Source organism: Streptomyces sp. NPDC017890, assembly GCF_044328675.1.
Classification (GTDB): domain Bacteria; phylum Actinomycetota; class Actinomycetes; order Streptomycetales; family Streptomycetaceae; genus Streptomyces.
This window is the reverse complement of the sequence record NZ_JBIRHU010000001.1, coordinates 511,593-535,808: the sequence shown is the minus strand read 5'-3', so window position 1 is coordinate 535,808 and position 24,216 is coordinate 511,593. Positions and strand designations below refer to the sequence as shown.

Annotated in this window: 12 protein-coding genes and 1 pseudogene; 12 read left to right on the top strand and 1 reads right to left on the bottom strand. The window is 72.7% G+C overall.

The window, feature by feature from the left end; genetic code table 11:
* From sbnA to ACH4F2_RS02205, 9 genes and pseudogenes are all read left to right on the top strand, one after another.
* Nucleotides 1-1,002: a 2,3-diaminopropionate biosynthesis protein SbnA gene (gene sbnA / locus ACH4F2_RS02245; protein WP_398130780.1), complete on the top strand. Its 1,002-nt coding sequence runs from the start codon at nt 1-3 to the stop codon at nt 1,000-1,002.
* Nucleotides 999-8,765, top strand: a complete 7,767-nt coding sequence (locus ACH4F2_RS02240; protein ID WP_398130779.1) for an amino acid adenylation domain-containing protein — start codon at nt 999-1,001, stop codon at nt 8,763-8,765. The genes sbnA and ACH4F2_RS02240 overlap by 4 nt, the downstream gene beginning before the upstream one ends.
* On the top strand, nt 8,762-17,209 hold the full coding sequence (locus ACH4F2_RS02235) for an amino acid adenylation domain-containing protein (RefSeq protein WP_398130778.1): 8,448 nt from the start codon (nt 8,762-8,764) through the stop codon (nt 17,207-17,209). Before ACH4F2_RS02240 ends, ACH4F2_RS02235 begins: the two co-directional genes overlap by 4 nt.
* A gap of 80 nt (nt 17,210-17,289) precedes the next feature.
* Nucleotides 17,290-17,499, top strand: a complete 210-nt coding sequence (locus ACH4F2_RS02230; protein ID WP_398130777.1) for an MbtH family protein — start codon at nt 17,290-17,292, stop codon at nt 17,497-17,499.
* Nucleotides 17,500-17,659: 160 nt separating this feature from the next.
* Nucleotides 17,660-17,917, top strand: coding sequence for an acyl carrier protein (locus ACH4F2_RS02225; RefSeq protein WP_398130776.1), 258 nt, complete (start codon nt 17,660-17,662; stop codon nt 17,915-17,917).
* A complete protein-coding gene (locus ACH4F2_RS02220) occupies nt 17,914-19,158 on the top strand; it encodes a beta-ketoacyl-[acyl-carrier-protein] synthase family protein (RefSeq protein WP_398130775.1) in 1,245 nt (414 codons plus the stop codon). The genes ACH4F2_RS02225 and ACH4F2_RS02220 overlap by 4 nt, the downstream gene beginning before the upstream one ends.
* Nucleotides 19,155-20,234, top strand: coding sequence for a beta-ketoacyl synthase N-terminal-like domain-containing protein (locus tag ACH4F2_RS02215; protein ID WP_398130774.1), 1,080 nt, complete (start codon nt 19,155-19,157; stop codon nt 20,232-20,234). The genes ACH4F2_RS02220 and ACH4F2_RS02215 overlap by 4 nt, the downstream gene beginning before the upstream one ends.
* The gene (fabG, locus tag ACH4F2_RS02210) at nt 20,231-20,983 is read left to right on the top strand and encodes a 3-oxoacyl-ACP reductase FabG (protein WP_398130773.1); all 753 of its coding nucleotides are present in this window, start codon (nt 20,231-20,233) and stop codon (nt 20,981-20,983) included. The genes ACH4F2_RS02215 and fabG overlap by 4 nt, the downstream gene beginning before the upstream one ends.
* 61 nt (nt 20,984-21,044) lie before the next feature.
* Nucleotides 21,045-22,013, top strand: a pseudogene (locus ACH4F2_RS02205) (hydroxyacid dehydrogenase); the annotation flags it as partial.
* A gap of 11 nt (nt 22,014-22,024) precedes the next feature.
* Here ACH4F2_RS02205 and ACH4F2_RS02200 read toward each other — a convergent pair.
* Nucleotides 22,025-23,056, bottom strand: a complete 1,032-nt coding sequence (locus ACH4F2_RS02200; protein WP_398130772.1) for a helix-turn-helix domain-containing protein — start codon at nt 23,054-23,056, stop codon at nt 22,025-22,027.
* 154 nt (nt 23,057-23,210) lie between these two features.
* Here ACH4F2_RS02200 and ACH4F2_RS02195 point away from each other — a divergent pair, with 154 nt between their 5' ends.
* The 3 genes from ACH4F2_RS02195 to ACH4F2_RS02185 all read left to right on the top strand — a co-directional run bounded on the left by ACH4F2_RS02195 (nt 23,211) and on the right by ACH4F2_RS02185 (nt 24,165).
* On the top strand, nt 23,211-23,552 hold the full coding sequence (locus ACH4F2_RS02195; protein ID WP_398130771.1) for a hypothetical protein: 342 nt from the start codon (nt 23,211-23,213) through the stop codon (nt 23,550-23,552).
* A gap of 89 nt (nt 23,553-23,641) precedes the next feature.
* Nucleotides 23,642-23,899: a hypothetical protein gene (locus ACH4F2_RS02190; protein WP_398130770.1), complete on the top strand. Its 258-nt coding sequence runs from the start codon at nt 23,642-23,644 to the stop codon at nt 23,897-23,899.
* Nucleotides 23,899-24,165 (top strand): chorismate mutase, encoded by a 267-nt coding sequence (locus ACH4F2_RS02185; RefSeq protein ID WP_398130769.1) that lies wholly within the window; start codon nt 23,899-23,901, stop codon nt 24,163-24,165. The genes ACH4F2_RS02190 and ACH4F2_RS02185 overlap by 1 nt, the downstream gene beginning before the upstream one ends.
* The last annotated feature ends 51 nt before the right edge of the window (nt 24,166-24,216 follow it).

Genomic DNA, 24,216 nt, shown 5'->3' with positions numbered 1-24,216 from the left:
GTGCCGGTCATTTCAGCGCCGCAGGAATTCAACACCGAAGACCTGTACGTAGACCTTCGCGCGATGTACGGGTATCCGCTGCATCTCAAATGTGAGGGTTTCAATTTCGCCGGGTCCGTGAAACTCAAGGCGGCCACGAGCATGATCGAGGCGGCCGAGCGCAGCGGTGCGCTCGGCCGGGGCTCGACACTCGTGGAATCGTCCTCCGGCAATCTCGGAGTCGCGCTCAGCGTCATCGCGGCCGCCAAGGGATACCACTTCATCTGCGTGGTCGACTCGCGCACCAACCTCGCCACGCGCAAGGTCATCGAATCGCTCGGCAGCGAGGTGCACACCATCTCGGAGCCGGCGGAGGAGGGCGGATTCCTCGCGGCCCGCCTCGCACACGTGCGGGAACTGCTGGAGCGGGACCCGCGCTGCGTCTGGCTCAACCAGCACGCCAACCCGGACAACTGGCGTGCCCACTACCGCTCCACGGCCCCGCAGATCGAGAAGCAGTTCCCGGACCTGGAGGTGCTGTTCGTCGGCGCCGGCACCACCGGCACGCTGATGGGCTGCGCCCGCTACTTCAAGGACCAGCCGCGCCCGGTCAAGATCGTCGCCGTCGACAGCGTCGGATCGGTCACCTTCGGCGGGCCCGCCGGGCAGCGCCTGATCCCCGGACTCGGCACCGGAGTGCGGCCCGCACTGCTGGACACCTCGTTCATCGACGACGTCGTGCACGTCCCGGAGGCCGACACCGTACGCGCCTGCCACACCCTGGCACGCGGCGGATTCCTCTTCGGCGGCTCGACCGGAACGGTCGTCAGCGGCGGGCTGCGCTGGCTCGCCGAACACCACCCCGGGCAGGACATCACCGCGGTGGCCATCGCCCCCGACCTCGGCGAGCGCTATCTCGACACCGTCTATCAGACGAGCTGGGTCCGCGACATCTACGGCGACGCCGTCGGCATCGACGGCCATGGTCTGACCGAACACCCCTCTGGAGCACTGCAGTCATGACTTCCCCACGGCCCACGCAGCAGCTGCCGCTCTCCGCCGCGCAGCGTGAAATGTGGTACGGGCAGCAGGCGGATCCGGGCAACCCCGTGTTCACCATGGGCGACTTCCTCGAACTGCGCGGCCCTCTGGACACCGGACGGTTCGAGGCGGCCTGGCAGGGCGTGCTGCGGGAGGCGGGCACCCTGCGCGCCCGCTTCACCGAGCACGACGGCGAGCCGCGGCAGGACCTGGTCCCGGCAGAGGCCTGCCCCGTGGAGACGGTCGACCTGTCGCACGAGGCGGCACCGCTGCGCGCCGCCGACTCGTTCATGCGGCAGGACCTGCTCACGCCGCCCGACCTCACCGAGGCCACCCTGCGGTCGGTGCTGCTGCGCCTGGGCCCCGACCACGCCCTGTTCTACACCCGGGTCAACCACATCCTCGTGGACGGATTCAGCCGGGTCCTCGTCTACAACCGGCTCGCCGAGCTGTACGCCGACCCGGAGGCCCCGGGCGCCTTCCCCGACCCGGGGACGCTCACCGACGACGAGGCCGCGTACGTCCGGACCGACAAGTACCGCAGGGAGCGGGACTTCTGGCGCGCCCGGTTCGAGGAGACCCCCGAACCGGTCAGCCTCTCGCAGCTGCCCGCGGTGCCCGCGCGCAGCTCACTGCGGTGCGAGGCGACCCTGCCCGCGGACACCGCCGAACGGCTGCGCGCCCTCGCCTGGGACACCCGGGTCACCTGGCAGACCCTGCTGATCGCCGCGACCGGCGCCTACGTCCAGCGCGCCGCGGGCGTCGAGCGGGCCCTGCTCACCCTCGCCGTGCCGGCCCGCCCCACGACGGCCTCCCGCGCCGTCCCCGGCATGCGGGCCAACTTCGTACCCCATCCCGTGCGGGCACTGCCCGGGACGACCGTGGCGGAGTTCCTGCGGGAGAGCGCCGGCGAACTGCGCGCCACCCTGCGCCACCAGAACTACCGGGGCGAGAGCATCCGCCGCGACCTGGGATTCACCGGTGACGCGGGCCGCTCGCTGGGGCCGACCGTCAACGTCCTGGAGTCCGGTTTCGACTTCACGTTCGGACCGTGTGCGGGCCGACTGCACAACCTGTCGACGGGGCCCGTCGACGACATGCAGATCATCTACCTCGACTCGGCCGCCGACGGCTACGCGGTACGCCTCGACGCCAACCCGGCCCGCTACACGCAGGAGGAGCTGGAGCTGCACCAGCAGCGCCTGTTCGGCTGGCTGCGGACGATCGCCGAGGCAGGACCGGACGCGGTGCTCGACCGGCTGGAGATCCTGCTGCCCAGGGAGTGGGCGGTAGTGCGGGAGGGCTGGGACGCGACGGTCGTGGACGAGCCGTATGTGGGTGTCGTGGAGCGTGTCCGTGCGGCGGCTGCGGCTGGTCCGGAGCGGGTGGCGGTGACCGATGCGGCTGGTTCGGTGACCTATGGGGAGCTGGTGGGGCGGGTTTCGGTGCTGGCTCGTCGTCTGGGGGCGGCGGGTGCGGGGCCGGGTGTTCGGGTCGCGATGCTGTGCGAGCCGGGTGTTCCGTTCGTCACCGGGGTTCTGGCGGTGCTGGCCACGGGTGCGGCGTGGGTGCCGTTGGATCTGCGTGCGCCCAGGGCGCGGACCGCCGGGCTGCTGGAGGACAGTGGTGCCGGGGTTCTGTTCACGGGTCCGGGTCAGGAGGGTCTTGCGGGTGAGGTTCTCGCCGGGGCGGGTGCCGGGCCGGTGCGGGTGGCCTGGGAGGCTGCTGTGGCGGACGACGACGGTGGGCCGGTGGTGCCGGCGGGGGATCCGGACGATCTCGCGTATGTGATCTTCACGTCGGGTTCGACGGGTCGTCCCAAGGGGGCGATGGTCCATCGGGCGGGGATGGTCAATCATCTGCTGGCCAAGGTCGACGACCTGCGCCTGACCGCTGATGACACGGTGGTGCACAACGCGCCCGTCACCTTTGACATTTCGGTGTGGCAGATGCTGGCTCCGTTGATCACGGGCGGGCGTCTTGTGGTGGTGGACCGGGAGACGGCGGCGGATCCGCAGGAGCTCTTCGGGTGTGTCGCCGCTGAGCGGGTGACGGTTCTGGAGGTTGTTCCGTCGTTGTTGAAGGCGGCGGTGGACTCGTGGGCGGAGGGGCTGGAGCGGCCTTCGCTGGAGCCGTTGAGGTGGCTGATGGTGACGGGTGAGGCGCTGCCCGCGGATCTGGCCCGCCGGTGGACGGCGCTGGCTCCGAAGATTCCGTTGGTGAACGCGTACGGGCCCACCGAGTGCTCCGACGATGTCACCCACGCTGTCATCACGGCCGGCACGGCGTTGGCCGGGCGGGCGCCGATCGGGCGTCCGGTGCGCAACACGCGTCTTTATGTGCTGGACGGGCGCCTCAAGCCGGTGCCGCCGGGGACGCCGGGTGAGCTGTATGTGGCCGGCGCCGGTGTGGGGCGTGGTTATCTCGGTGATCCGGTGAAGACCGCGGTCACGTTCCTGGCTGATCCGTACAACCCGGTGCCGGGTGCGCGGATGTACCGGAGCGGGGACCGTGTCGTGCAGCGGGCCGACGGGCAGCTGGAGTTCCTGGAGCGTACGGATCATCAGGTGAAGATCCGTGGTCACCGGATCGAGCTGGGGGAGGTCGAGGCGGCGTTGCGTGCGCTGCCCGGTGTCAGTGATGCGGCGGCCGCCGTCCATCAGGGGCGGTTGACGGCCTACCTGGTCGGTGCCCCCGACACGCCTGCCAGGGCGGCTCTGGCGGCCACCCTGCCCGACTACATGGTGCCCACCACCTACCTCACCCTCCCCGCCCTGCCCCTCACCCCGAACGGCAAGACCGACCGCAAAGCCCTCCCCACCCCCGACCCCACCACAACCACCGACGACCTGCGTCCGCCACGCGACGCGCGGGAGCAGGCGCTGTGCGAGATCTTCGCCCAGGTGCTGGGGCTTCCCGCCGTCGGCATCGACGACGACTTCTTCGACCTCGGCGGGCACTCGCTGCTCGCCACCAAGGTCGCGTCCCGGATCCGGGCGCGCCTGGGCCTCGAGGTCGCCATCCGGACCCTCTTCCAGGCGTCGACGGTCGCCGAGCTGGCGGCCAGGCTGGACGCGGGCGAGGGCGCGTCCGGGACGCGCCCCACGCTCGTCGCGTCCGGGCAGCGCCCCGGCGAGCTTCCGCTCTCCCCGGCGCAGCAGCGGCTGTGGTTCCTGAACCAGCTGGAGAAGGGCTCCGCCACCTACCACCTGCCGTTCGCCGTGCGGCTGACGGGCGCGCTGGACGTGGCCGCGCTCACCGCCGCCCTCGGTGACGTGGTGGACCGGCACGAGAGCCTGCGCACCGTCTTCCCGGAGGACTCCGGGCGGCCCCGGCAGAGGATCGTCCCGGCGGGCGAGGCACGCCCGGACCTGCCGGTCACCGAGGTCACCGCCGGAGCGCTTCCCTCCCTGCTGACCGGCGTGGCGGTCCGCGGTTTCGACCTGGCGGTCGAGCTGCCGTTGCGTGCGGAGCTGTTCCGGGTGGCGGACGAGGAGCACGTGCTGCTGCTCGTGCTGCATCACATCGCCTCCGACGGCTGGTCGATCGCTCCGCTGGCCCGGGATCTCGCCACCGCCTACGAGGCCCGCGTGGCCGGCGCCGCCCCGGGCTGGCAGCCGCTGCCGGTGCAGTACGCCGACTACACGCTGTGGCAGCGCGATCTGCTCGCCGAGGCCTCGGACCGGCAGCTCGCCTACTGGCGTGGCGCGCTCGACGGGCTTCCCGAGGAGCTCGAGCTGCCCACGGACCGTCCGCGTCCGGCCGTTCCCACGCACCGGGGCGGCACCGTCGAGTTCCGTATCGGCGCGGAGCTCCACGCGGCCGCGACCCGTCTGGCGCGGTCCCGGGGTGCCAGTACGTTCATGGTTCTCCAGGCGGCTCTCGCCACGCTCCTGCACAAGCTGGGCGCGGGCGACGACATTCCCCTCGGGACGCCCGTCGCCGGACGCACCGACCCCGCCCTCGACGACCTCGTCGGCTTCTTCGTCAACACGCTGGTGCTGCGGACCGACCTCGCCGGTGATCCCACCTTCGAGGCGCTCCTCGACCGGGTGCGCGCCACCGACCTGGACGCCTACGCCCACCAGGACCTTCCCTTCGAAGCCCTCGTCGACGCCCTCGCCCCCACCCGCTCCCTCGCCCGGCACCCCCTCTTCCAGACCATGCTGGCGTTCCAGAACAACGCGTCGGCCGAACTGGCCCTGCCAGGCCTAGGTTTGGACGTCGTTCCGGTCCGCACCGGCACCGCCAAGGTGGACCTGGCCTTCGAGCTGACCGAGCGGCACGACGACGACGGAGCGCCGGACGGGATCGACGCCGTACTGGAGTACAGCACCGACCTGTTCACCGCCGGCACCGCGCGGACCCTCACCGACCGGCTCACCCACCTGCTCGACGCACTCGTGCACCACCCCGGCCGGCGGATCTCCGAAACGGACGCACTGCTGCCCGAGGAGGCGGCCCGCATCCTCGGCGAGTGGGCCGGCCCGGCCCGGCACGTGGACGTCGCCCCGGTGCACGAGCTGTACGCCGCGAAGGCGGCGGAGCAGCCCGGCCATCCGGCGCTGCGGTTCGGCGGGCAGACGGTGACCTACGCCGGGCTGGACGCCCGCGCCGACCGGCTCGCGCACGAGCTGACGGCGCGCGGGATCGGCCCGGACGACCTGGTCGCCCTGCTCCTGCCGCGCTCGCCGGAGATGGTCGTCGCCCTTCTCGCCGTACTCAAGGCGGGGGCCGCCTACCTGCCGATCGACGCGGCCTACCCGCTCGACCGCATCGCCTACATGACCGACGACGCGCGGCCCGCCCTGGTGCTCACCATGGCGGCCGAGTCGGCGAGCCTGGGCGCCTCGCCGGTGCCGCGGCTGCTCCTCGACGACGAGGACGTACGCGCCTCGGTCGCAGCCCGGCCCGCACGCGCCGTCACGGACGCCGACCGGACCCGGCCGCTGTCGGTGAACGACGCGGCGTACGTCATCTACACCTCGGGTTCCACGGGCCGGCCCAAGGGCGTGGTCGTCGAACACCGCACGGTCGCCGTGATGGTCGCCGACCAGGGCCCGCGCATGGGCATCGGGCCGGACACCCGCTGGCTGCAGTTCGCCTCGTACAGCTTCGACGCCGCGACCTGGGAGCTGTGCATCGGACTGCTGTCCGGCGCGACGATGGTCCTGTCGACGGCCGAGGAACGCGGCCCCGGCGAACCCCTCGCCGAGCTGGTCACCCGTACCGGCGTCAACATGATGTGCCTGCCGCCGACCGTGCTCTCCGCCTGGCCGGCCGACCACCCGATGCCCGAGGACCTGCAACTGGTCGTGGCGGGCGAGGCCTGTCCGCCGGAGCTGGTCGAGCGCTTCTCACGCGGCCGGGTGATGCGCAACGCCTACGGGCCGACCGAGGCCACCGTCTGCTCCAGCATCAGCGAGCCGCTGTCCGGCGCGGTCAAGCCGCCCATCGGCTTCCCGCTGCACAACACCCGGCTGTACGTCCTGGACGCGCGGCTGCGCCCGGTGGCGCCGGGGGTGACCGGTGAGCTGTACATCGGCGGTGCCCAGCTGGCCCGCGGCTATCTGCGCCGGGCCGGGCTGACGGCCGGCCGCTTCGTCGCCGACCCGTTCGCGACGCGGCCCGGCGGCCGGATGTACCGCTCGGGCGACCTGGTGCGCTGGAGCCCCGACGGCAGCCTCGACTACGTGGGCCGCGTGGACGACCAGGTGAAGCTGCGCGGCTTCCGCATCGAACCGGGGGAGATCGAGGGCGCGCTGCTGGCCCGCGACGACGTCGCGCAGGCCGCGGTGATCGTCCGTGAGGAACGCCCCGGCGACAAGCGCCTGGTCGCCTACGTGGTGGCGGCGGGCCAGGCCGGCACCCCGGCCGCCGTCGACCCGCGCGAACTGCGCACGCACCTCGCCGCCGGCCTGCCCGAGCACATGGTGCCCGCGGCCGTGGTGGTCCTGGACGAGCTCCCGCTGACCGGCAACGGCAAGCTGGACCGGCGGGCCCTGCCCGCCCCCGACTACACCTCGTCGGCCTCCGGCCGGGCGCCCGCGAACGACCGGGAGGCGGTGCTCTGCCGGGCGTTCGCCGAGGTACTCGGCCTGGACGAGGTCGGCGCCGACGCCGGCTTCTTCGACCTCGGCGGGGACAGCATCAGCTCGATCCAGCTGGTCGGCAAGGCCCGGGAAGCGGGTCTGGCGATCACCGCGCAGGACGTCTTCGTGCACCGCACCCCGCAGGGCCTGGCCCTCGCGGCACTCACGGCCGGCCAGGTCGAGACGGTCGGTGTCGGGGACGGCACGGGAGCGGTGCAGCCGACTCCGATCACGGCCTGGCTGGCCGAGACGCAGGGCCCGACCGACGGCTTCCACCAGGCCGCCGTCGTACAGACCCCCGCCGGCGCCACGTACGGACGTATCGCGGCGGCGCTCCAGACGCTCCTCGACCACCACGACGTGCTGCGGTGGAACGACGACACCATCACAGAGGCCGGCTCGGTGCGCGCCGAGGACATACTGCGCCGGGTGCGGGTCACCGCGGCCGGCGACCCCGGCGAGCCGGTACGGGCGGAGGCCGACCGTGCCAGGGGCGAACTCGCGCCCCGGGACGGTGCCGTGCTGCGCGCGGTCTGGATCGACGCCGGCGCGGACCGGCCCGGCAGGCTGCTGCTCACCCTGCACCACCTGGTGGTCGACGGTGTCTCCTGGCGCATCCTGCTGCCCGACCTGGCGCAGGCCTACGAGCGTCCCGGGCAGCCCCTCGCCCCGGTGGGCACGTCCTTCCGGCAGTGGGCGCGCCTGCTGCACGAAGAGGCCCGCGGTGCCGCCCGCACGGCGGAACTCCCCTTGTGGCAGGAGGTGCTGGAGGGCGGTGACACGCCGATCGGGCGGCTCCCGCGGGATCCGGCACTGGACACCGCGGCGACCGCGCACCGGCTGCGCCTCGAACTCCCCGCGGAGTTCACCGCCGCGCTGCTCACCGACGTCCCCGCCGCGTTCCACGCCGAGGTCAACGACGTGCTGCTGACGGCCCTGGCCCTGTCCGTGGCCGACTGGCGGCGCGGACGCGGTCAGGCACCGGACGTGCTCGTCGACCTCGAGGGGCACGGGCGGGAGCAGATCGTGCCGGGCACGGACCTGACGCGTACGGTCGGCTGGTTCACCAGCACCCACCCGGTCCGGCTCGATGTCGGCCTCTGCGACTGGGACGACGTCTGGGCGGGCGGGCCCGCGGTGGGCCAGGCGCTCAAGGAGATCAAGGAGCAGCTGAGGCGGCTGCCCGACCACGGCATCGGCCACGGCCTGCTGCGCCACCTGGTGCCCCGGACGGCCCAGGTACTGAAGGCGTACCCGGCACCGCAGCTCGGGTTCAACTACCTGGGCAGGATGGCGGTCCCGGAACCGGGCGACTGGCAGATCACCGCCGAGTCGCTGGACGTCGCGGCCGGCACCGACCCGGACATGCCGCTGCCGCACACGCTGGGAGTCAACGCGCGCACCGAGGACCGGCAGGGCGGCCCCTGCCTGGTGGCCGACTGGGCGTGGGCGGGCCGCGTGGTCGCCGACGCCGACGCCGAAGCCGTGGCGCACGGCTGGTTCCGGGCGCTGAAGGCCCTGGCGGGGCACGCCGCACGACCGGAGGCCGGGGGCTTCACGCCCTCGGACCTGTCACTCGTCGACGACCTGGACCAAGGCGAGATCGACGAGTTCGAGAACGAGTTCGCAGACGAGTGGGGGAGCGAAGGATGAGCACGGCCCAGCAGAGAACGAAGGCGTCGGGCGGACTCAGCGACGTACTGCCGTTGACGCCGCTCCAGGAGGGGCTCCTCTTCCACGCCGTGTACGACCGGCAGGAGCTGGACGTGTACACGGTCCAGCTGGTCCTCGACCTCGAAGGCCGGCTCGACCGGGACGCGCTCAAGGCCGCGGCGGGCAGCCTGCTCGCCCGGCACCCCAACCTGCGGGCCGGTTTCCGCTACCGCAAGAACGGCCGTCCCGTTCAGCTGGTCCCGCGGCACGTACCGGTCGACTGGCGGGAGCACGCGGCGCACGAGGACCTCGACGAACTCACCGACCGGGACCGCGCCGAGCCCTTCGACGTCGGCAGGCCGCCCCTGATCCGCTTCACCCTCGTCGACACCGGCACGGACCGGTACCGGCTGCTGATCACCTGCCACCACATCCTGCTCGACGGATGGTCGATGCCGATCCTGCTCGCGGAGCTGTTCTCCGCGTACGCGGCCGGCGGTGAGAGCGCGGCGCTGCCCGCCGTCACCTCGTACAAGACCTACCTGTCCTGGCTGGCGGGCCAGGACGGGGAAGCGGCCGCCGGTGCCTGGCGGGAGCTGCTGGCAGGACTGGAGGAGCCCACGCGGCTCACGTCCGCCCCGCCGGGACGCAGGCCCGTTCTGCCCGAGCAGCACATCGCGCGGCTCGACGCGGCGGCCACCGCCCGGCTCACCGACTGGGCGCGGGCGCGCGGTGTCACCCTGTCGAACGTGCTGCAGGGGGTGTGGGCCGTCGTCCTCGGCGCCCTCACCGGCCGCGACGACGTCGTCTTCGGCACCACCGCGTCGGGCCGCCCCCCGGAGCTGCCGGGGGTCGAGTCGATGGTGGGGCTGTTCATCAACACGCTGCCGGTGCGGCTGCGCACGCCCGCCTCGGGCACCCTCGCCGAGGTCGTCGAGGCGGCGAAGGAGCAGCACACCGCGCTCCTGCCGCACCAGCACCTGGGCCTGTCCGGCATCCAGCGCGACGCCGGCCACGGTGAACTCTTCGACACCGTCCTGATCTTCGAGAACTACCCCCTCGACCCGGACGCCCTGCACGACACCGTGCCGGGGCTGACGGTGACCGGTATCCGGGGCCGCGACGCCACGCACTACCCGCTGTCGCTGCTCGTGCTGCCCGGCGAAGAGCTCACCCTGCGCCTGGACCACGCCCCCGACCTGATCCCGGCGGACCGGGCCGCGGCGATCGCTGCCCGGGTGCTGAGGCTCCTCGAACTCCTCCCCGAGAACGCCGAACGCCCCCTGGCCCGCCTCGACCTGCTGACCGAACCGGAGCGCGAGACACTGCTGCGGGCCCACAACGACACGGCCCGCGACTACCCGGCGGCCCCGCTGCGCGACCAGCTCGCGGCCCGCGCGGCGGCCTCCCCGGACGCCCCCGCCCTGCGCTGCGGCGACGACCGGCTCTCCTTCGCCGAACTGCACGCCAGGGCCGACCGCCTCGCGCACGAGCTCGTCGGGCGCGGTGCCGGCCCCGGTGCGCTGGTCGCCATCGCCCTGCCCCGCTCCACCGACCTGATCGTCGCGACGCTCGCCGTCGTCAAGGCCGGGGCGGCGTACCTGCCGCTCGACCCGGACTACCCGGCCGACCGCATCGGTTACATGCTGGACGACGCCGCGCCCGCTCTCGTCCTCACCACGACGGGCGTCGCGGCCGCGCTGCCCGAGGTCACCTCCTTCACCCACCTCACCCTCGACACCGCGGCCGAGGAGCTCGCCGCCCGGCCCACCGGCCCGGCCGGCACCCGGGACCCGGACCCGCTGGACACCGCGTACACGATCTACACCTCCGGTTCCACCGGGCGGCCCAAGGGCGTGGTGGTCCCCCAGGGTGCGCTGGCCAACCTCCTCCACGACATGGCCGGACGGTTCCGGATCGGCGCCGGCGACCGCTTCCTGTCGGTCACCACCTTCGGCTTCGACATCTCCAACCTGGAGATCCTCGTGCCCCTGCTCGCGGGCGCCGAACTCGTCCTCGCCGAGCGCGACACGGTACGCGACCCCGCCGCCCTCGCCACGCTGATCACCGGCAGCGACGCCACCGTCATGCAGGCCACCCCGACGCTGTGGCAGGCCCTGGTCACCGAGCACCCGGACAGCCTCACCGCGCTGCGTGTCCTCATCGGCGGCGAGGCCGTGGGCGAACCGCTCGCCGACGCGCTGCGCGCCGCGTCCCGCGAGGTGACCAACGTCTACGGCCCCACCGAGACCACCATCTGGTCGACGGCCGCCGCCCTGGACGGCCGGCGCCCGGGAGTCCCGCCGATCGGCCGCCCCATCGCCAACACCCAGGTGTACGTGCTCGACGACGCGCTGCGCCCGGCACCCGAGGGCGCGATCGGCGAGCTGTACATCGCGGGTGACGGAGTGGCCCGCGGCTACCACGGGCGGCCCGCGCTGACCGCGACCCGGTTCGTGCCCGACCCGTTCGGTCCGCGCGGCAGCCGGATGTACCGCACCGGAGACGTCGTGCGCTGGGGCGCCGACGGCCAGGTCGAGTACATCGGCCGCGCCGACCACCAGGTCAAGATCCGCGGCTTCCGGATCGAACTGGGCGAGATCGAGTCCGCGCTCTGCGCGTGCCCCGGAGTGTCCCAGGCCGCGGTCCTGGCCCGTCAGGACCTGACCGGCGGCACCCAACTGGTGGCCTACACGGTCGGCACGGCCGCGCCGGCCGCACTCCGCGCCCACCTCGGCGCGTCACTGCCCGCCCACATGGTCCCGGCCCTGTACGTCGCGATGGACGAACTGCCCCTCACCGCCAACGGCAAGATCGACCGCAAGCTGCTGCCCGCGCCGGAACAGGGCGCGCGCGGCGCCGAGCGGGCCCCGCGCAGCCCGCAGGAGCAACTGCTGTGCGACGTGTTCGCCGAGGTGCTCGGGCTGCCCGCGCCGGCCGGCCCCGACGACGACTTCTTCGAACTCGGCGGGCACTCCCTGCTCGCCACCCGTCTCACCGGCCGCATCCGGGCGGCGCTCGGAGCCGACCTGCCCGTGCGCGCGGTCTTCGAGTCGTCGACCCCGGCACAGCTGGCACGGCTCGTCGCGGACGCGGAGGAAGCACGCCCCGCACCGGTCCCCGTCGTACGGCCCGAGACGCTGCCGCTGTCACCGGCCCAGCAACGCCTCTGGTTCCTCGGCCAGTTGGAGGAGGGCAATCCCGCGTACAACATCCCGGTGGCCGTCCGCCTGACGGGCGCCCTCGACGTGGCCGCGCTCGGTGCGGCCGTGCGGGACGTCGTCGTACGCCACGAGGCGCTGCGTACCCGGTTCCCGGACACGAACGGACGCCCCCGGCAGGAGATCGTCGAAGCCGACGCCGTACGGATCGACCTGCCGGTGTCGGCGCTGACCGAGGACTCGGTACGGGAAGCCGCACGTCGCGGTTTCGACCTGGCGGTCGAGCTGCCGTTGCGTGCGGAGCTGTTCCGGGTGGCGGACGAGGAGCACGTGCTGCTGCTCGTGCTGCACCACATCGCCTCCGACGGCTGGTCGATCGCCCCGCTGGCCCGGGATCTCGCCACCGCCTACGAGGCCCGCGTGGCCGGCGCCGCCCCGGGCTGGCAGCCGCTGCCGGTGCAGTACGCCGACTACACGCTGTGGCAGCGCGATCTGCTCGCCGAGGCCTCGGACCGGCAGCTCGCCTACTGGCGTGGCGCGCTCGACGGGCTTCCCGAGGAGCTCGAGCTGCCCACGGACCGTCCGCGTCCGGCCGTCCCCACGCACCGGGGCGGCACCGTCGAGTTCCGTATCGGCGCGGAGCTCCACGCGGCCGCCGCCCGTCTGGCGCGGTCCCGGGGGGCCAGCACCTTCATGGTCCTCCAGGCGGCCCTCGCCACCCTGCTGCACAAGCTGGGCGCGGGCGACGACATTCCCCTCGGGACGCCGGTCGCCGGACGCACCGACCCCGCCCTCGACGACCTCGTCGGCCTGTTCGTCAACACGCTGGTCCTGCGGACCGACCTCGCCGGTGATCCCACCTTCGACGCGCTCCTCGACCGGGTGCGCGCCACCGACCTGGACGCCTACGCCCACCAGGACCTTCCCTTCGAAGCCCTCGTCGACGCCCTCGCTCCCACCCGCTCCCTCGCCCGGCACCCCCTCTTCCAGACCATGCTCACGCTGCACAACACGGCGGGCGCGTCAGTGGAGCTGCCGGGTGTCCGGTCGGAGCCCCTGCTGGTCGGCACCGGGACCGCGAAGGCCGATCTCGCCTTCGAGCTGTTCGAGCGGCGCACCGCCGACGGAGCGCCGGGCGGGATCGACGCCGTACTGGAGTACAGCACCGACCTGTTCACCGCCGGCACCGCGCGGACCCTCACCGACCGGCTCACCCACCTGCTCGACACACTCGTGCACCACCCCGGCCGGCCCGTCTCCGAGAGCGATGTCCTGCTGCCCAGGGAGTGGGCGGTGGTGCGGGAGGGCTGGGACGCGACGGTCGTGGACGAGCCGTATGTGGGGGTCGTGGAGCGTGTCCGTGCGGTGGCGGAGGCTGGTCCGGAGCGGGTGGCGGTGACGGATGCGGCTGGTTCGGTGACCTATGGGGAGCTGGTGGGGCGGGTTTCGGTGCTGGCTCGTCGTCTGGGTGCGGCGGGTGCGGGGCCGGGTGTTCGGGTCGCGATGCTGTGCGAGCCGGGTGTTCCGTTCGTCACCGGGGTTCTGGCGGTGCTGGCCACGGGTGCGGCGTGGGTTCCGCTGGACCTGCGTGCGCCCAGGGCGCGGACCGCCGGGCTGCTGGAGGACAGTGGTGCCGGGGTTCTGTTCACGGGTCCGGGTCAGGAGGCTCTCGCCGGTGAGGTTCTCGCCGAGGCGGGTGCGGCGCCGGTCCATGTTGCCTGGGACGCGGCTGTGCCGGACGGTGAGGGTGGGCCGGTGGTGCCGGCGGGGGATCCGGACGATCTCGCGTATGTGATCTTCACGTCGGGTTCGACGGGTCGTCCCAAGGGGGCGATGGTCCATCGGGCGGGGATGGTCAATCATCTGCTGGCCAAGGTCGACGACCTGCGCCTGACCGCTGGTGACACGGTGGTGCACAACGCGCCCGTCACGTTCGACATTTCGGTGTGGCAGATGCTGGCTCCGTTGATCACGGGTGGGCGTCTTGTGGTGGTCGGCCGGGAGACGGCGGCGGATCCGCAGGAGTTGTTCGGCCGGGTCGCCGTTGACGGGGTGACGGTTCTGGAGGTTGTTCCGTCGTTGTTGAAGGCGGCGGTGGACTCGTGGGCGGAGGGGCTGGAGCGGCCTTCGCTGGAGCCGTTGAAGTGGCTGATGGTGACGGGTGAGGCGCTGCCCGCGGATCTGGCCCGGCGGTGGACGGCGCTGGCTCCGAAGATTCCGTTGGTGAACGCGTACGGGCCCACCGAGTGCTCCGACGATGTCACCCACGCTGTCATCACGGCCGGGACGGCGTTGGCCGGCCGGGCGCCGATCGGGCGTGCGGTGCGCAACACGCGTCTTTATGTGCTGGACGGGCGCCTCAAGCCGGTGCCGCCGGGCACGCCGGGTGAGCTGTATGTGGCCGGTGCCGGTGTGGGGCGTGGTTATCTCGGTGATCCGGTGAAGACCGCGGTCACGTTTGTCGCTGATCCGTTCAGTCCGGTGCCGGGTGCGCGGATGTACCGGAGCGGGGACCGTGTCGTGCAGCGGGCCGACGGGCAGCTGGAGTTCCTGGAGCGTACGGATCATCAGGTGAAGATCCGTGGTCACCGGATCGAGCTGGGGGAGGTCGAGGCGGCGTTGCGGGCGCTGCCCGGTGTCAGTGATGCGGCGGCCGCCGTCCATCAGGGGCGGTTGACGGCCTACCTGGTCGGTGCCCCCGACACGCCTGCCAGGGCGGCTCTGGCGGCCACCCTGCCCGACTACATGGTGCCCACCACCTACCTCACCCTCCCCGCCCTGCCCCTCACCCCCAACGGCAAGACCGACCGCAAAGCCCTCCCCACCCCCGACCCCACCACGACCACACTCACCGAACCCGGCCGTCCGCCCCGCACGGACACCGAGCGCGCCCTGTGCGAGGTCTTCCGCGCCGTCCTCGGCGTGGCCGACGTATCCGCGGACGACAGCTTCTTCGACCTCGGCGGCGACAGCATCCGCTCCATCGAGGTGGTCGCCAAGGCCCGCCGGGCCGGCCTGCGCGTCACGGCCGCCGACGTGTTCACCCACAAGACCGTCGCCGCACTGGCCGCGGCCGTCGGCTCGGCGGAGACCACCGAGACCGTCGGCACCGACGACGGGACCGGTGAACTGGCCCCCACCCCGGTCATGCTCCGCCTCTTCGAGGAGGGCGGGCCCATCGACGGCTTCAACCAGTCCGTCGTCCTGGCCACCCCCGCCGCACTCGACGTGGACCGGCTCACCGCGGCCCTCCAGCGCACCATCGACCACCACGACGCGCTGCGCCTGCGCATGACCGGGGACGGGCCCCACAGCCGGCGGCTCACCATCGGTGCCCCCGGCTCCGTGCCGGCGGCGCCGCTGCTGACCCGTATCGACGCCTCGCACCCCGCCTACGAGGACGAGTCACTGGTCCGGTGGGCCGTCGCCGCCCAGGCGCAGGCCGCGCGAAACCGGCTGGCCCCGCACGACGCGGTCACCCTGCAGGCCGTCTGGATCGACCGCGGCCCCGACCGCCCCGGCCGGCTGATCCTGATGCTGCACCACCTGGTGGTGGACGGCGTGTCCTGGCGCATCCTGCTGCCCGACCTGCTCCGCGCCTACGAGACGCCCGACGCGGAACTCGACCCCGTCGGCACCTCACTGCGCCACTGGTCCCGGCTGCTGCGCGGCCAGGCCGCCGCCCGCGCCCACGAGATACCGCTCTGGCACACCCTGTCGACCAGGGACGAACCCCTGCTCGGCCGGCGCGCGCTCGACCCGGGACGCGACACCCGCGCCACGGCCGGCACGCTTCGCCTCGCACTGCCCGCCGAGCACACCGCCCCACTGCTGGAACGCGGCGCCGCCGCCTTCCACGCCGAGGTCAACGACCTGCTCCTCGCCGCACTCGACCTCGCCGTCACCGAATGGCGCGGCACGGGCCTGCTCGTGGAGGTCGAGACACACGGCCGCGAGCAACCGCACCCCGGCGTGGACCTCTCGCGTACGGTCGGCTGGTTCACCAGCACCCATCCGGTGCTGCTGCCGGCCGCCGGGCTGGGGGCCGAACAGACCGTCAAGGAGATGGCCGAACAACTGGCCGCGCTGCCCGACCACGGCATCGGCCACGGCATCCTGCGCCACCTCTCGGACGGCCCCTCACCCCTGCCGGCGGTGAACCCGCAGATCGGGTTCAACTACCTGGGGCGCTTCGCGGGAGTGGAGTCGTACGGCGACGGCTGGACGGCCGCCCCCGAGACCCGGGAGGCGTTCGCGGCGGCCGACGACGGAATGCCGCTGGGCCACGTCATCGAGCTGGACGCGATCGTCGAGGACGGCCCGGAAGGACCGTCCCTGGTCGCGAACTGGACCTGGGCGGGCGAGGTGCTGGACGCCCAGGACGCCGAGCAGCTCGCCCACGGCTGGTTCCGCGCGCTGCGCGGCCTCGCCGAACGAGCCGCCGAACTCGCCGCCACCCGGCCCCGGGAAACCGGCCGGCGACGTCCCGCCCTGCTCACCGAGGCCTTCGAGACGGTGCTGCCGATCCGGCCCGACGGAACGCGCCCGCCGTTGTTCTTCATGCACGGCGGAGTCGGTCTCAGCTGGCCGTATCTCGGCCTCGTCGAACATGTGGCGCAGGAATTCCCGGTGTACGGGTTCCAGGCCTCAGGAATCGTCACGGAAGCACCTCTTCCGTCGTCGGTGCAGGAAATGGCCGAGGGATATGTGCGGCGAATTCTGGAAATCCAGCCCAGCGGGCCCTACTATCTTCTTGGTTGGTCCTTCGGTGGACTTCTCGCCCACGCGGCGGCCACCCGGCTGGAATCGCTCGGGCACCGTGTGGCACTCCTGGCGAACCTCGACAGCTACCCCGTCCCGGAGCCCGGCGGCATCCCGGACGACCGGGCCCTGCTGGCGAAGATCCTCGAGTACTGCGGGTACGACGCCGAGTCGTTCGAAGGGGGCACGCCCCGGCTCGCCCAGGTACTGGACCTGTTCAGGCGGGACGCCAACCCCCTGGCGGGACTCGACGAGGAGCAGCTGGGCCGGCTGCTGCGGATCGTCCGCAACCACGCCGTACTCAGCGCCGAGTTCGTCCCGGACCGCTTCGGCGGGGATGTGCTCTTCCTGTCCGCGGCGAAGGGCGGCGACGGACACTCGCCGACCGTCGCGGAATGGACGCCGTACATCGGCGGCCGGGTCTCCCACCACAGCATCGACTCCGACCACGACGGAATGATGCGGCCCGAACCCCAGCGGGAGATCGGACGAATCATCGCCGCCCGCCTTTCCGAAGCCTGAATCCGAGCCAATACCGGACGAGTTCCTTCGGGTGCGACGCGCGTCCGAAGAAACTCGCGGTGATCGACGGAGGAAACGAAATGAAGAACAACCCGTTCGACGACGAGAACGGCACCTTCCTGGTCCTGGTCAACGACGAGGGACAGCACTGCGTCTGGCCCGAGTTCGCGGCCGTTCCCGCCGGCTGGACCACCGTTCTGCCGGCCGGCAGCCGCGAGGCCGCCCTCGACCACATCGAGCGGAACTGGACGGACATGCGGCCCAAGTCCCTCGTCGACAGCGTGGCCTGAGCCCGCCGGGACCGACGCCCGAGTCCGACATCCGAGCACGAAGACCGAGCACGAAGACCGAGCCCGAGACCCGAGCCCGACGCCCGAGCCCGAGACCCGAGCCCGAAAACCGACCCCGAAGCCCGAAGCCCGAGCCCGAAAACCGAGAGGTACCCCTCCCATGACCAGCAACACTGCCGCCGACGTGGCGGCCGTCCGGTCCATCATCATCGACATCCTGGAACTGCCGGAGGACGAGCTCACCTCCACCAGCCTCTTCGTCGACGACCACGGAGCCGACTCGCTGGGCGCCATCGAGATCCTGTCCCGCATCGAGAAGGAACTCAACATCGTCATCCCGCAGGAACACCTCACCAAGATGGTGAACCTGGACTCCGTCCTCGAGGTCATCGCCACGGCCGAACGGCGCACGCCATGAGCGCCGCCGAGCCGCGCCGCGTCGTCCTGACCGGCTGCGGAGTCCTGTCCAGCATCGGCATCGGAGTCACCGAGTTCGGTGCCGGACTGCGGGCCGGCCGGGTCGGCACCGCAGACATCACCGTCTTCGACACCTCGGCCTTCCCCAGCCGCCGCGGCCACCAGGTGCGGGGCTTCGACCCGGGCGCCCGGCTGCGCACCGTACGCCCCGAGAAGGCCGGCCGGGCCACCCAGTTCGCCGCCGCGGCCGCCCGGATGGCCGTCGAGGACGCGGGCCTGGACGAGGCCTGGCTGCGCGAGCGGCGCGGCACCGTGGTCGTCGGCACCACCGACGGCGAGGTCGGCGAACTGGACCTGCTCGCCGAGGCGGCCCTGACCATCGGGTTCAGCGCCTTCACCGGCGCGGCCATGAGCAGGTCGTCCGTGGGCAGCCTCGCGCTCGGCGTCGTACGCGAACTGGGCCTGTCCGACGTGGAGACGGCGACGGTCGCCACCGCCTGCGCCGCCGGCAACTACGCGATCGGCAGCGGATACGACGCGGTGCGCGGCGGGGACGCCGAATGGGCGCTCGTCGGCGGCGCGGACGCGCTGAACCGCAAGACCTTCGCCGGATTCGCCCGGCTCGGCCTGATCGCCGCCGACGAGTGCCGCCCCTTCGACTCCGAGCGGACCGGACTGCTCACCGGCGAAGGCGCCGGCCTGCTGCTCCTGGAGTCGGAGGAGTCGGCGCTCGCCCGCGGCGCGCACATCTACGCCGAGATCCTCGGCTACGGGCTGAACTGCGACGCCGCGCACCCCACCGCGCCGGAGGAGGACAGCGTCGCCCGCTGCGTGCGCCTCGCCCTCGACAACGCCGCCGTCAAACCGGAGGAGGTCGACCTGATATCGGCGCACGGCACCGGCACCCCGACCAACGACGCCACCGAGATCGCCGCGATCCGCCAGGTGTACGGGGACGCGGTGCCCCGCACGGTCGGCATCAAGTCGATGATCGGCCACACCATGGGCGCGGCCAGCGCACTCGGCGCCATAGCCTCGGCGCTCGCCGTCCGGGACGGTTTCGTCCCGCCGACGGCCAACCACCGTACGACCGACCCGGCCTGCGACGTCGACGTGGTGCCGAACGTGTCCGTGGCCGCCGACGTGCGGATCGCGCAGAACAACGGACTGGCGTTCGGCGGCAACAACGCCGTCGTGCTGCTCGGCCGCCACGAGAACCCCCGAGGGGAGTACGCCCAGTGAGTACCGCTGTCATCACCGCCTGGTCGGCAGTGTCGCCGTACGGCACGGGCCGGGAACCGCTCGCGCGGGCCCTGCGGTCCCGTACCCGGCCGCCCGAGTCCGCCGCGCCCGAGGAGTGGACGGCGGCGCGGCCCGCGGAGACCGCCCGCCTCGTGCCCGGCTTCGACGTCCGGGAGGCACTCGGCAAGGCCGGCACCCGGGGCATGGACCGGCTGACCGGACTCACCGCGGTGACCGCGCGGGAGCTGCTCGGGGAGCAGGAGGGCGACCTCGGCACGGGACTGGTCCTCGGCACGACCGCCGGGAGCGTGCAGGGCTTCCTGGAGTTCACCAAGGCGTCCTTCGAAGGGGACCGCCCCATCGACGTACCGCCGTCGAAGGTGCCCAACATGGCGATGAACAGGGCGGCCTCGGCCAGCGCCATCCGCCATGGCCTCAAGGGCCCCAACTCGACCGTCGCGGCCGGCCGGCTGTCCGGGCTCGTCGCCCTCGCCCACGCCCGCCGGCTCCTGGCGGACGGCCGCGCCCGGCGGGTGCTGGCCGGTTCCGCCGAGGAGTACTCCGCGAGCCGCGCCCACCTCACGCACGCCGCGTACGGCGACGACGTGGTGCTCGGCGAAGGCTGTGTGCTGTTCCTCCTGGAACCCGGCGAGTCCGCCACCGGTGAGCCCCTGGCCGAAGTCCTGTCGGTCCATCACCGGGTGGCACCGGCCGGCGACTTCGGGGCCGTCCTCACCGCGACGGTGCGCACCGCGCTGACCGAGGCGGGCGTACACGCCGAGGACGTCTGGGCGGCCCTCCCCTCGGACGCCCCCGGCCCGGCCGGCGCGCAGGAGCGGGAGGCGCACCGGTCCCTGTTCGGGGCCGACGCCCTGGACCGTGCCGCACCGCCGGCGCTGCTGGGCGAGACGGCCGCCGCCACCGGCGGGTTCCAGCTCGCGGCGCTGCTGTCCGAGCCGGGCGAGCCGGGCCGCGTCGCGGTCTGCACCACCACCGACCCGGACGGACCGGTGGGCTGCGCGGTCCTGCGCCTGCTCACGGACGGCCGGACGACCGGACGGAGCGATGCCGCATGACCGCCGAGAACACCGAGCCCGCCCGCCCCGTCGCCCTGATCAGCGGTGGCTCCCGGGGGATCGGACGGGCCACCGCCCTGCGGCTCGCCGAGGACGGGTACGACATCTCCTTCTGCTTCCGTGGTGACGACGCCGCCGCCGCCCTCCTGGAGAAGGAACTCGCCGCCGCGGGCGCCCGCTGCCTGGCCCGCCGGGTCGACGTGAGCGACGCGGAGGAGGTACGCGACTGGGTCGCCCGCACCGAGGACGGCTTCGGGCCCGTGGCGGTCGCCGTCACCTCCGCCGGCATCACCCGCGACAAACCGCTCCTGATGATGTCCGACGCCGAATGGCACGACGTCGTCGCCACCAACCTGGACGGCGCCTACCACGTGTGCCGGGCCGTCGTCTTCCCCATGCTGAAGCGCCGCCGCGGCAGCATCGTCACGGTGTCCTCCGTGTCCGGAGTGCAGGGCAACGCCGGGCAGACGAACTACGCCGCGTCCAAGGCAGGGATCATCGCCCTGACCCGCTCCCTCGCCAAAGAGGTCGGGCGGCGCGGAATCCGCGTCAACTCGGTGGCGCCCGGCCTGATCGACACCGACATGTCGGCCGTGCTCGACGACGCGGTCAAGAACCAGGTCAGCGAACGCACGGCGCTGGGCCGGGCGGGCCTCGCCGCCGAGGTCGCCGACGCGGTGGCCTACCTGGCCTCCGACCGGGCCTCCTACATCACCGGCGCGGTGCTCCCCGTGGACGGCGGACTGTGAGCGCACACCACCGCCGCACCCCCGCACCCGACGCGCCCGCAACGGAAAGGAAGCCGACTCCATGAGCCAGTACGTAGCCCTGATCGCCGACGCGCTCAGTCCGGGGGCCGAGTCCGTGCTCACCCGGAACGCCGGCACCGAGGTGCGGCACGTCGACGGCACCGACCGGCCCGCGCTGCTCGCCGCGCTCGCCGACGCGGACGCCGTGCTGGTGCGCTCCGCCACCCGCATCGACGCAGAGGCCCTGGCCGCCGCCCCCCGGCTCAAGGTGGTCGCCCGGGCCGGGGTGGGCCTGGACAACGTGGACGTGGCCGCGGCCACCGCCGCGGGGGTCGTGGTGGCCAACGCCCCCGCCTCCAACGTCGTCAGCGCCGCCGAACACGCCGTCGCCCTGCTCCTCGCACTCGCCCGCCGCGTCCCGCAGGCCGACGCCTCACTCCGCGACGGCCACTGGGCGCGCAGCTCCTGCACGGGCGTCGAACTGGCGGGCAAGACGGCCGGCGTACTCGGCCTCGGCAGGATCGGCTCCCTCGTGGCACGCCGGCTCGCCGCCTTCGACATGGAGGTCATCGCCCACGACCCGTGGGCGAGCCCCGCGCACGCGGAGAGCACCGGCGCACGCCTCACGAGCTTCGGCGAACTGCTGAGCCGGTCGCAGTTCCTGACCGTGCACCTGCCGCGCACCGAACAGACGGCCGGCCTGATCGGCGCCGACGCGCTGCGGAGGGTCCGCCCGGACCTGCGGATCGTGAACGCGGCACGCGGCGGCATCGTCGACGAACGGGAGCTGTACGCGGCCCTGAAGGACGGACGCGTCGCGGGCGCCGCCCTGGACGTGTACGACAACGAACCCTGCACCGACTCCCCGCTGTTCGAGCTGGACAACGTGGTCGTCACCCCCCACCTGGGCGCCAGCACCCCCGAGGCCCAGGAACGCGCCGGCGTGCAGAGCGCCGAGTCCGTCCTGCTGGCCCTCGCGGGCCGGCCCGTGCCGGACGCGGTCAACGCGCCCGGTGGCGTCCTGACCGAAGCCCGGTGAGGTCACTCACCGTTGCCGCCCCGGCCCGGAGCGCCCTCCGCGACCGCGTCACCGGCACCGAACCAGCCCCGGGTCATCGCCAGCGCCCCCGCCTGGAAACGGCTGCGGGCGTCCAGCCGGGTCATCAGTTCGGCGGTGACGCGGCGTGCCGTGCGCACCGAGACACCGAGCCTGCGGGCGACGACGTCGTCGGTGTGGCCCTCGAAGAGGAGGTCGAGGACGGCCTGCTCCTGCGGGGAGAGCCGCTCCGGCACCGGGGGCCTGACGGCGCCGACCGGCTGCGCCTGCTCCCAGGTCAGCTGGAACAGCGATCCCAGCGCGGTGACGACGCCGGCGCCGTTCAGCACGAGTATCCCGCGTGCGGCGGCCTCGGGGTCGATGGGCACGATCGCGGTGCGACGGTCGTAGATGATCATGCGCAGGGGCAGTTGCGGGAGCGCGCGGGCCTCGCCCCCGATCTCCCGGAGCCAGTGCGCGTAGCTCAGCGTCGCCTGGTCGTTGCGGATGGAGTCGAGGTAGACGTAGCGGACCCGCAGGCCGCGGTCGACGGCCGAGCGGTCGAGCGGGCGGGCCGCCTCCAGCGCCTCGGGCGTCTGCGCCCCGCGTGGCGCGAACACCTCTATGGAGCTCTCGGCGCCGTGCGACAGACGCTCGATCTGCGAGCCGATGGCGTCCAGTCCGGTGTACCGGCGCACGTCGTCGGTCTGCGCCGACGGACCCTCGCCGTACTCGGTGAGCATCTCGGTGATGGTCAGCCTCGCGGTGGCCAGCGCCTGTTGCCGCTGCGCCAGTTCCTGTTCCTGCCGGTGCAGCAGACTGGCGAGCCCGAACTCCGGGTTGACCAGGCACATTTTGCCGGGTTCCTCCGAGGAGTTGCGTATCAGCGTCAGCTCCGCGAGCTTGTCGAGGGTGGCCTTCGCTCTCCCGGTGGGCCAGCCGAGTCCCTCGGCGATCTCCGCCACTCCGGCCCGCGGTGTCTTCAACAAGATCCGGTATACAGACTCACTGTCTGGGTCCAGCCCAAGTTGACTCATTCTTCATCCCCCTGAAGAACCCGTACCGAACGCACGGACGAAGCCATGAGCTCCGTGCCTATTTTAGGACAACTCAATCATGAACAACCCGCTCATGGGCAACCTACCCATGGGTACGTTGTTCGATTAACTGGTTGTTCATGGAGGTGCAGCCATGTTCCTGGTGACGGCCATGGTGCCCGCGGAATGCCTGCCGAGGCAGGCCGCACTGGACGCGCGCGTCGGTGAGCTGGCCGGTCCGGAAGACAGGGTGGAGCATCTTCATCTCGCCCCCTCTCCCGACGGCGGAGCGTGCCTGACGTTGTTTCTCAGCCAACCGGACGCGGGGCGGAGCGAGGAGGCCGCGGCGCTCCTGGTGAGCCGCGCCCTGGCGCCGGCCGCCGACGCCGCAGCGGTGCGCTGGGGGCCTGCCGCGCCGCTCCTCCACGTGATGGAGCGCCTCCGACTGGGCGTCGCTGACAGGGACTTGCCATCACAGGACCCTGACACTGCGTGATGCTGGTGGCGCGCGCGGTGAGAGGTGAGACTCATGGAGGTCAAGGAGAAACACCTCGCCGAAGTGAAAGTCCTGGGGGGACACGCACCATGAGCATCAGCGCTCGCCATTGCACTCGGAACATCGTCAAGTCCGCCGCCGCCCGGCGGATCGCCGTCATGACCCTGGCGGTTCTGGCGATGAGCTCGGTGGCCACGACCGCCGTGGCCGACGAGCTGGGCCGGGCCTCCGGTTCCGGCTCGGGCGTTCCGGGTGCGGCGACCGGCATCGTCACCCACCTCCAGGGGCTGTTCGAGGCGAGCGGCTCGTTCGTGGCCACCCCCAACCGCAACACCTGGGGCAACTGATGCGGACGGAGGGCGAAACGGTGACCGTGGACGAACTGCGCGCCGACCTCGACCGGGTCGACGCGGAGATCCGAGCCCTGTTCGAACGACGCCGCGAGCTGTCGCAGGCGGTGCAGCGCACCAGGATCGCCGGAGGCGGCCCGCGTACGGACCTCACCCGGGAGATGCGGGTCATCTCCCCGTACGCCGACGCGTACGGCCGTCAGGGCACGGCGATCGCCATGGCCCTGCTCGAGATCTGCCGCGGGACGTCCTCGGCGGTCTGAAGGGCGTCGTTCGAATCTTGCCGGGGTCGCGGGGTCCGGCACGCACATCTG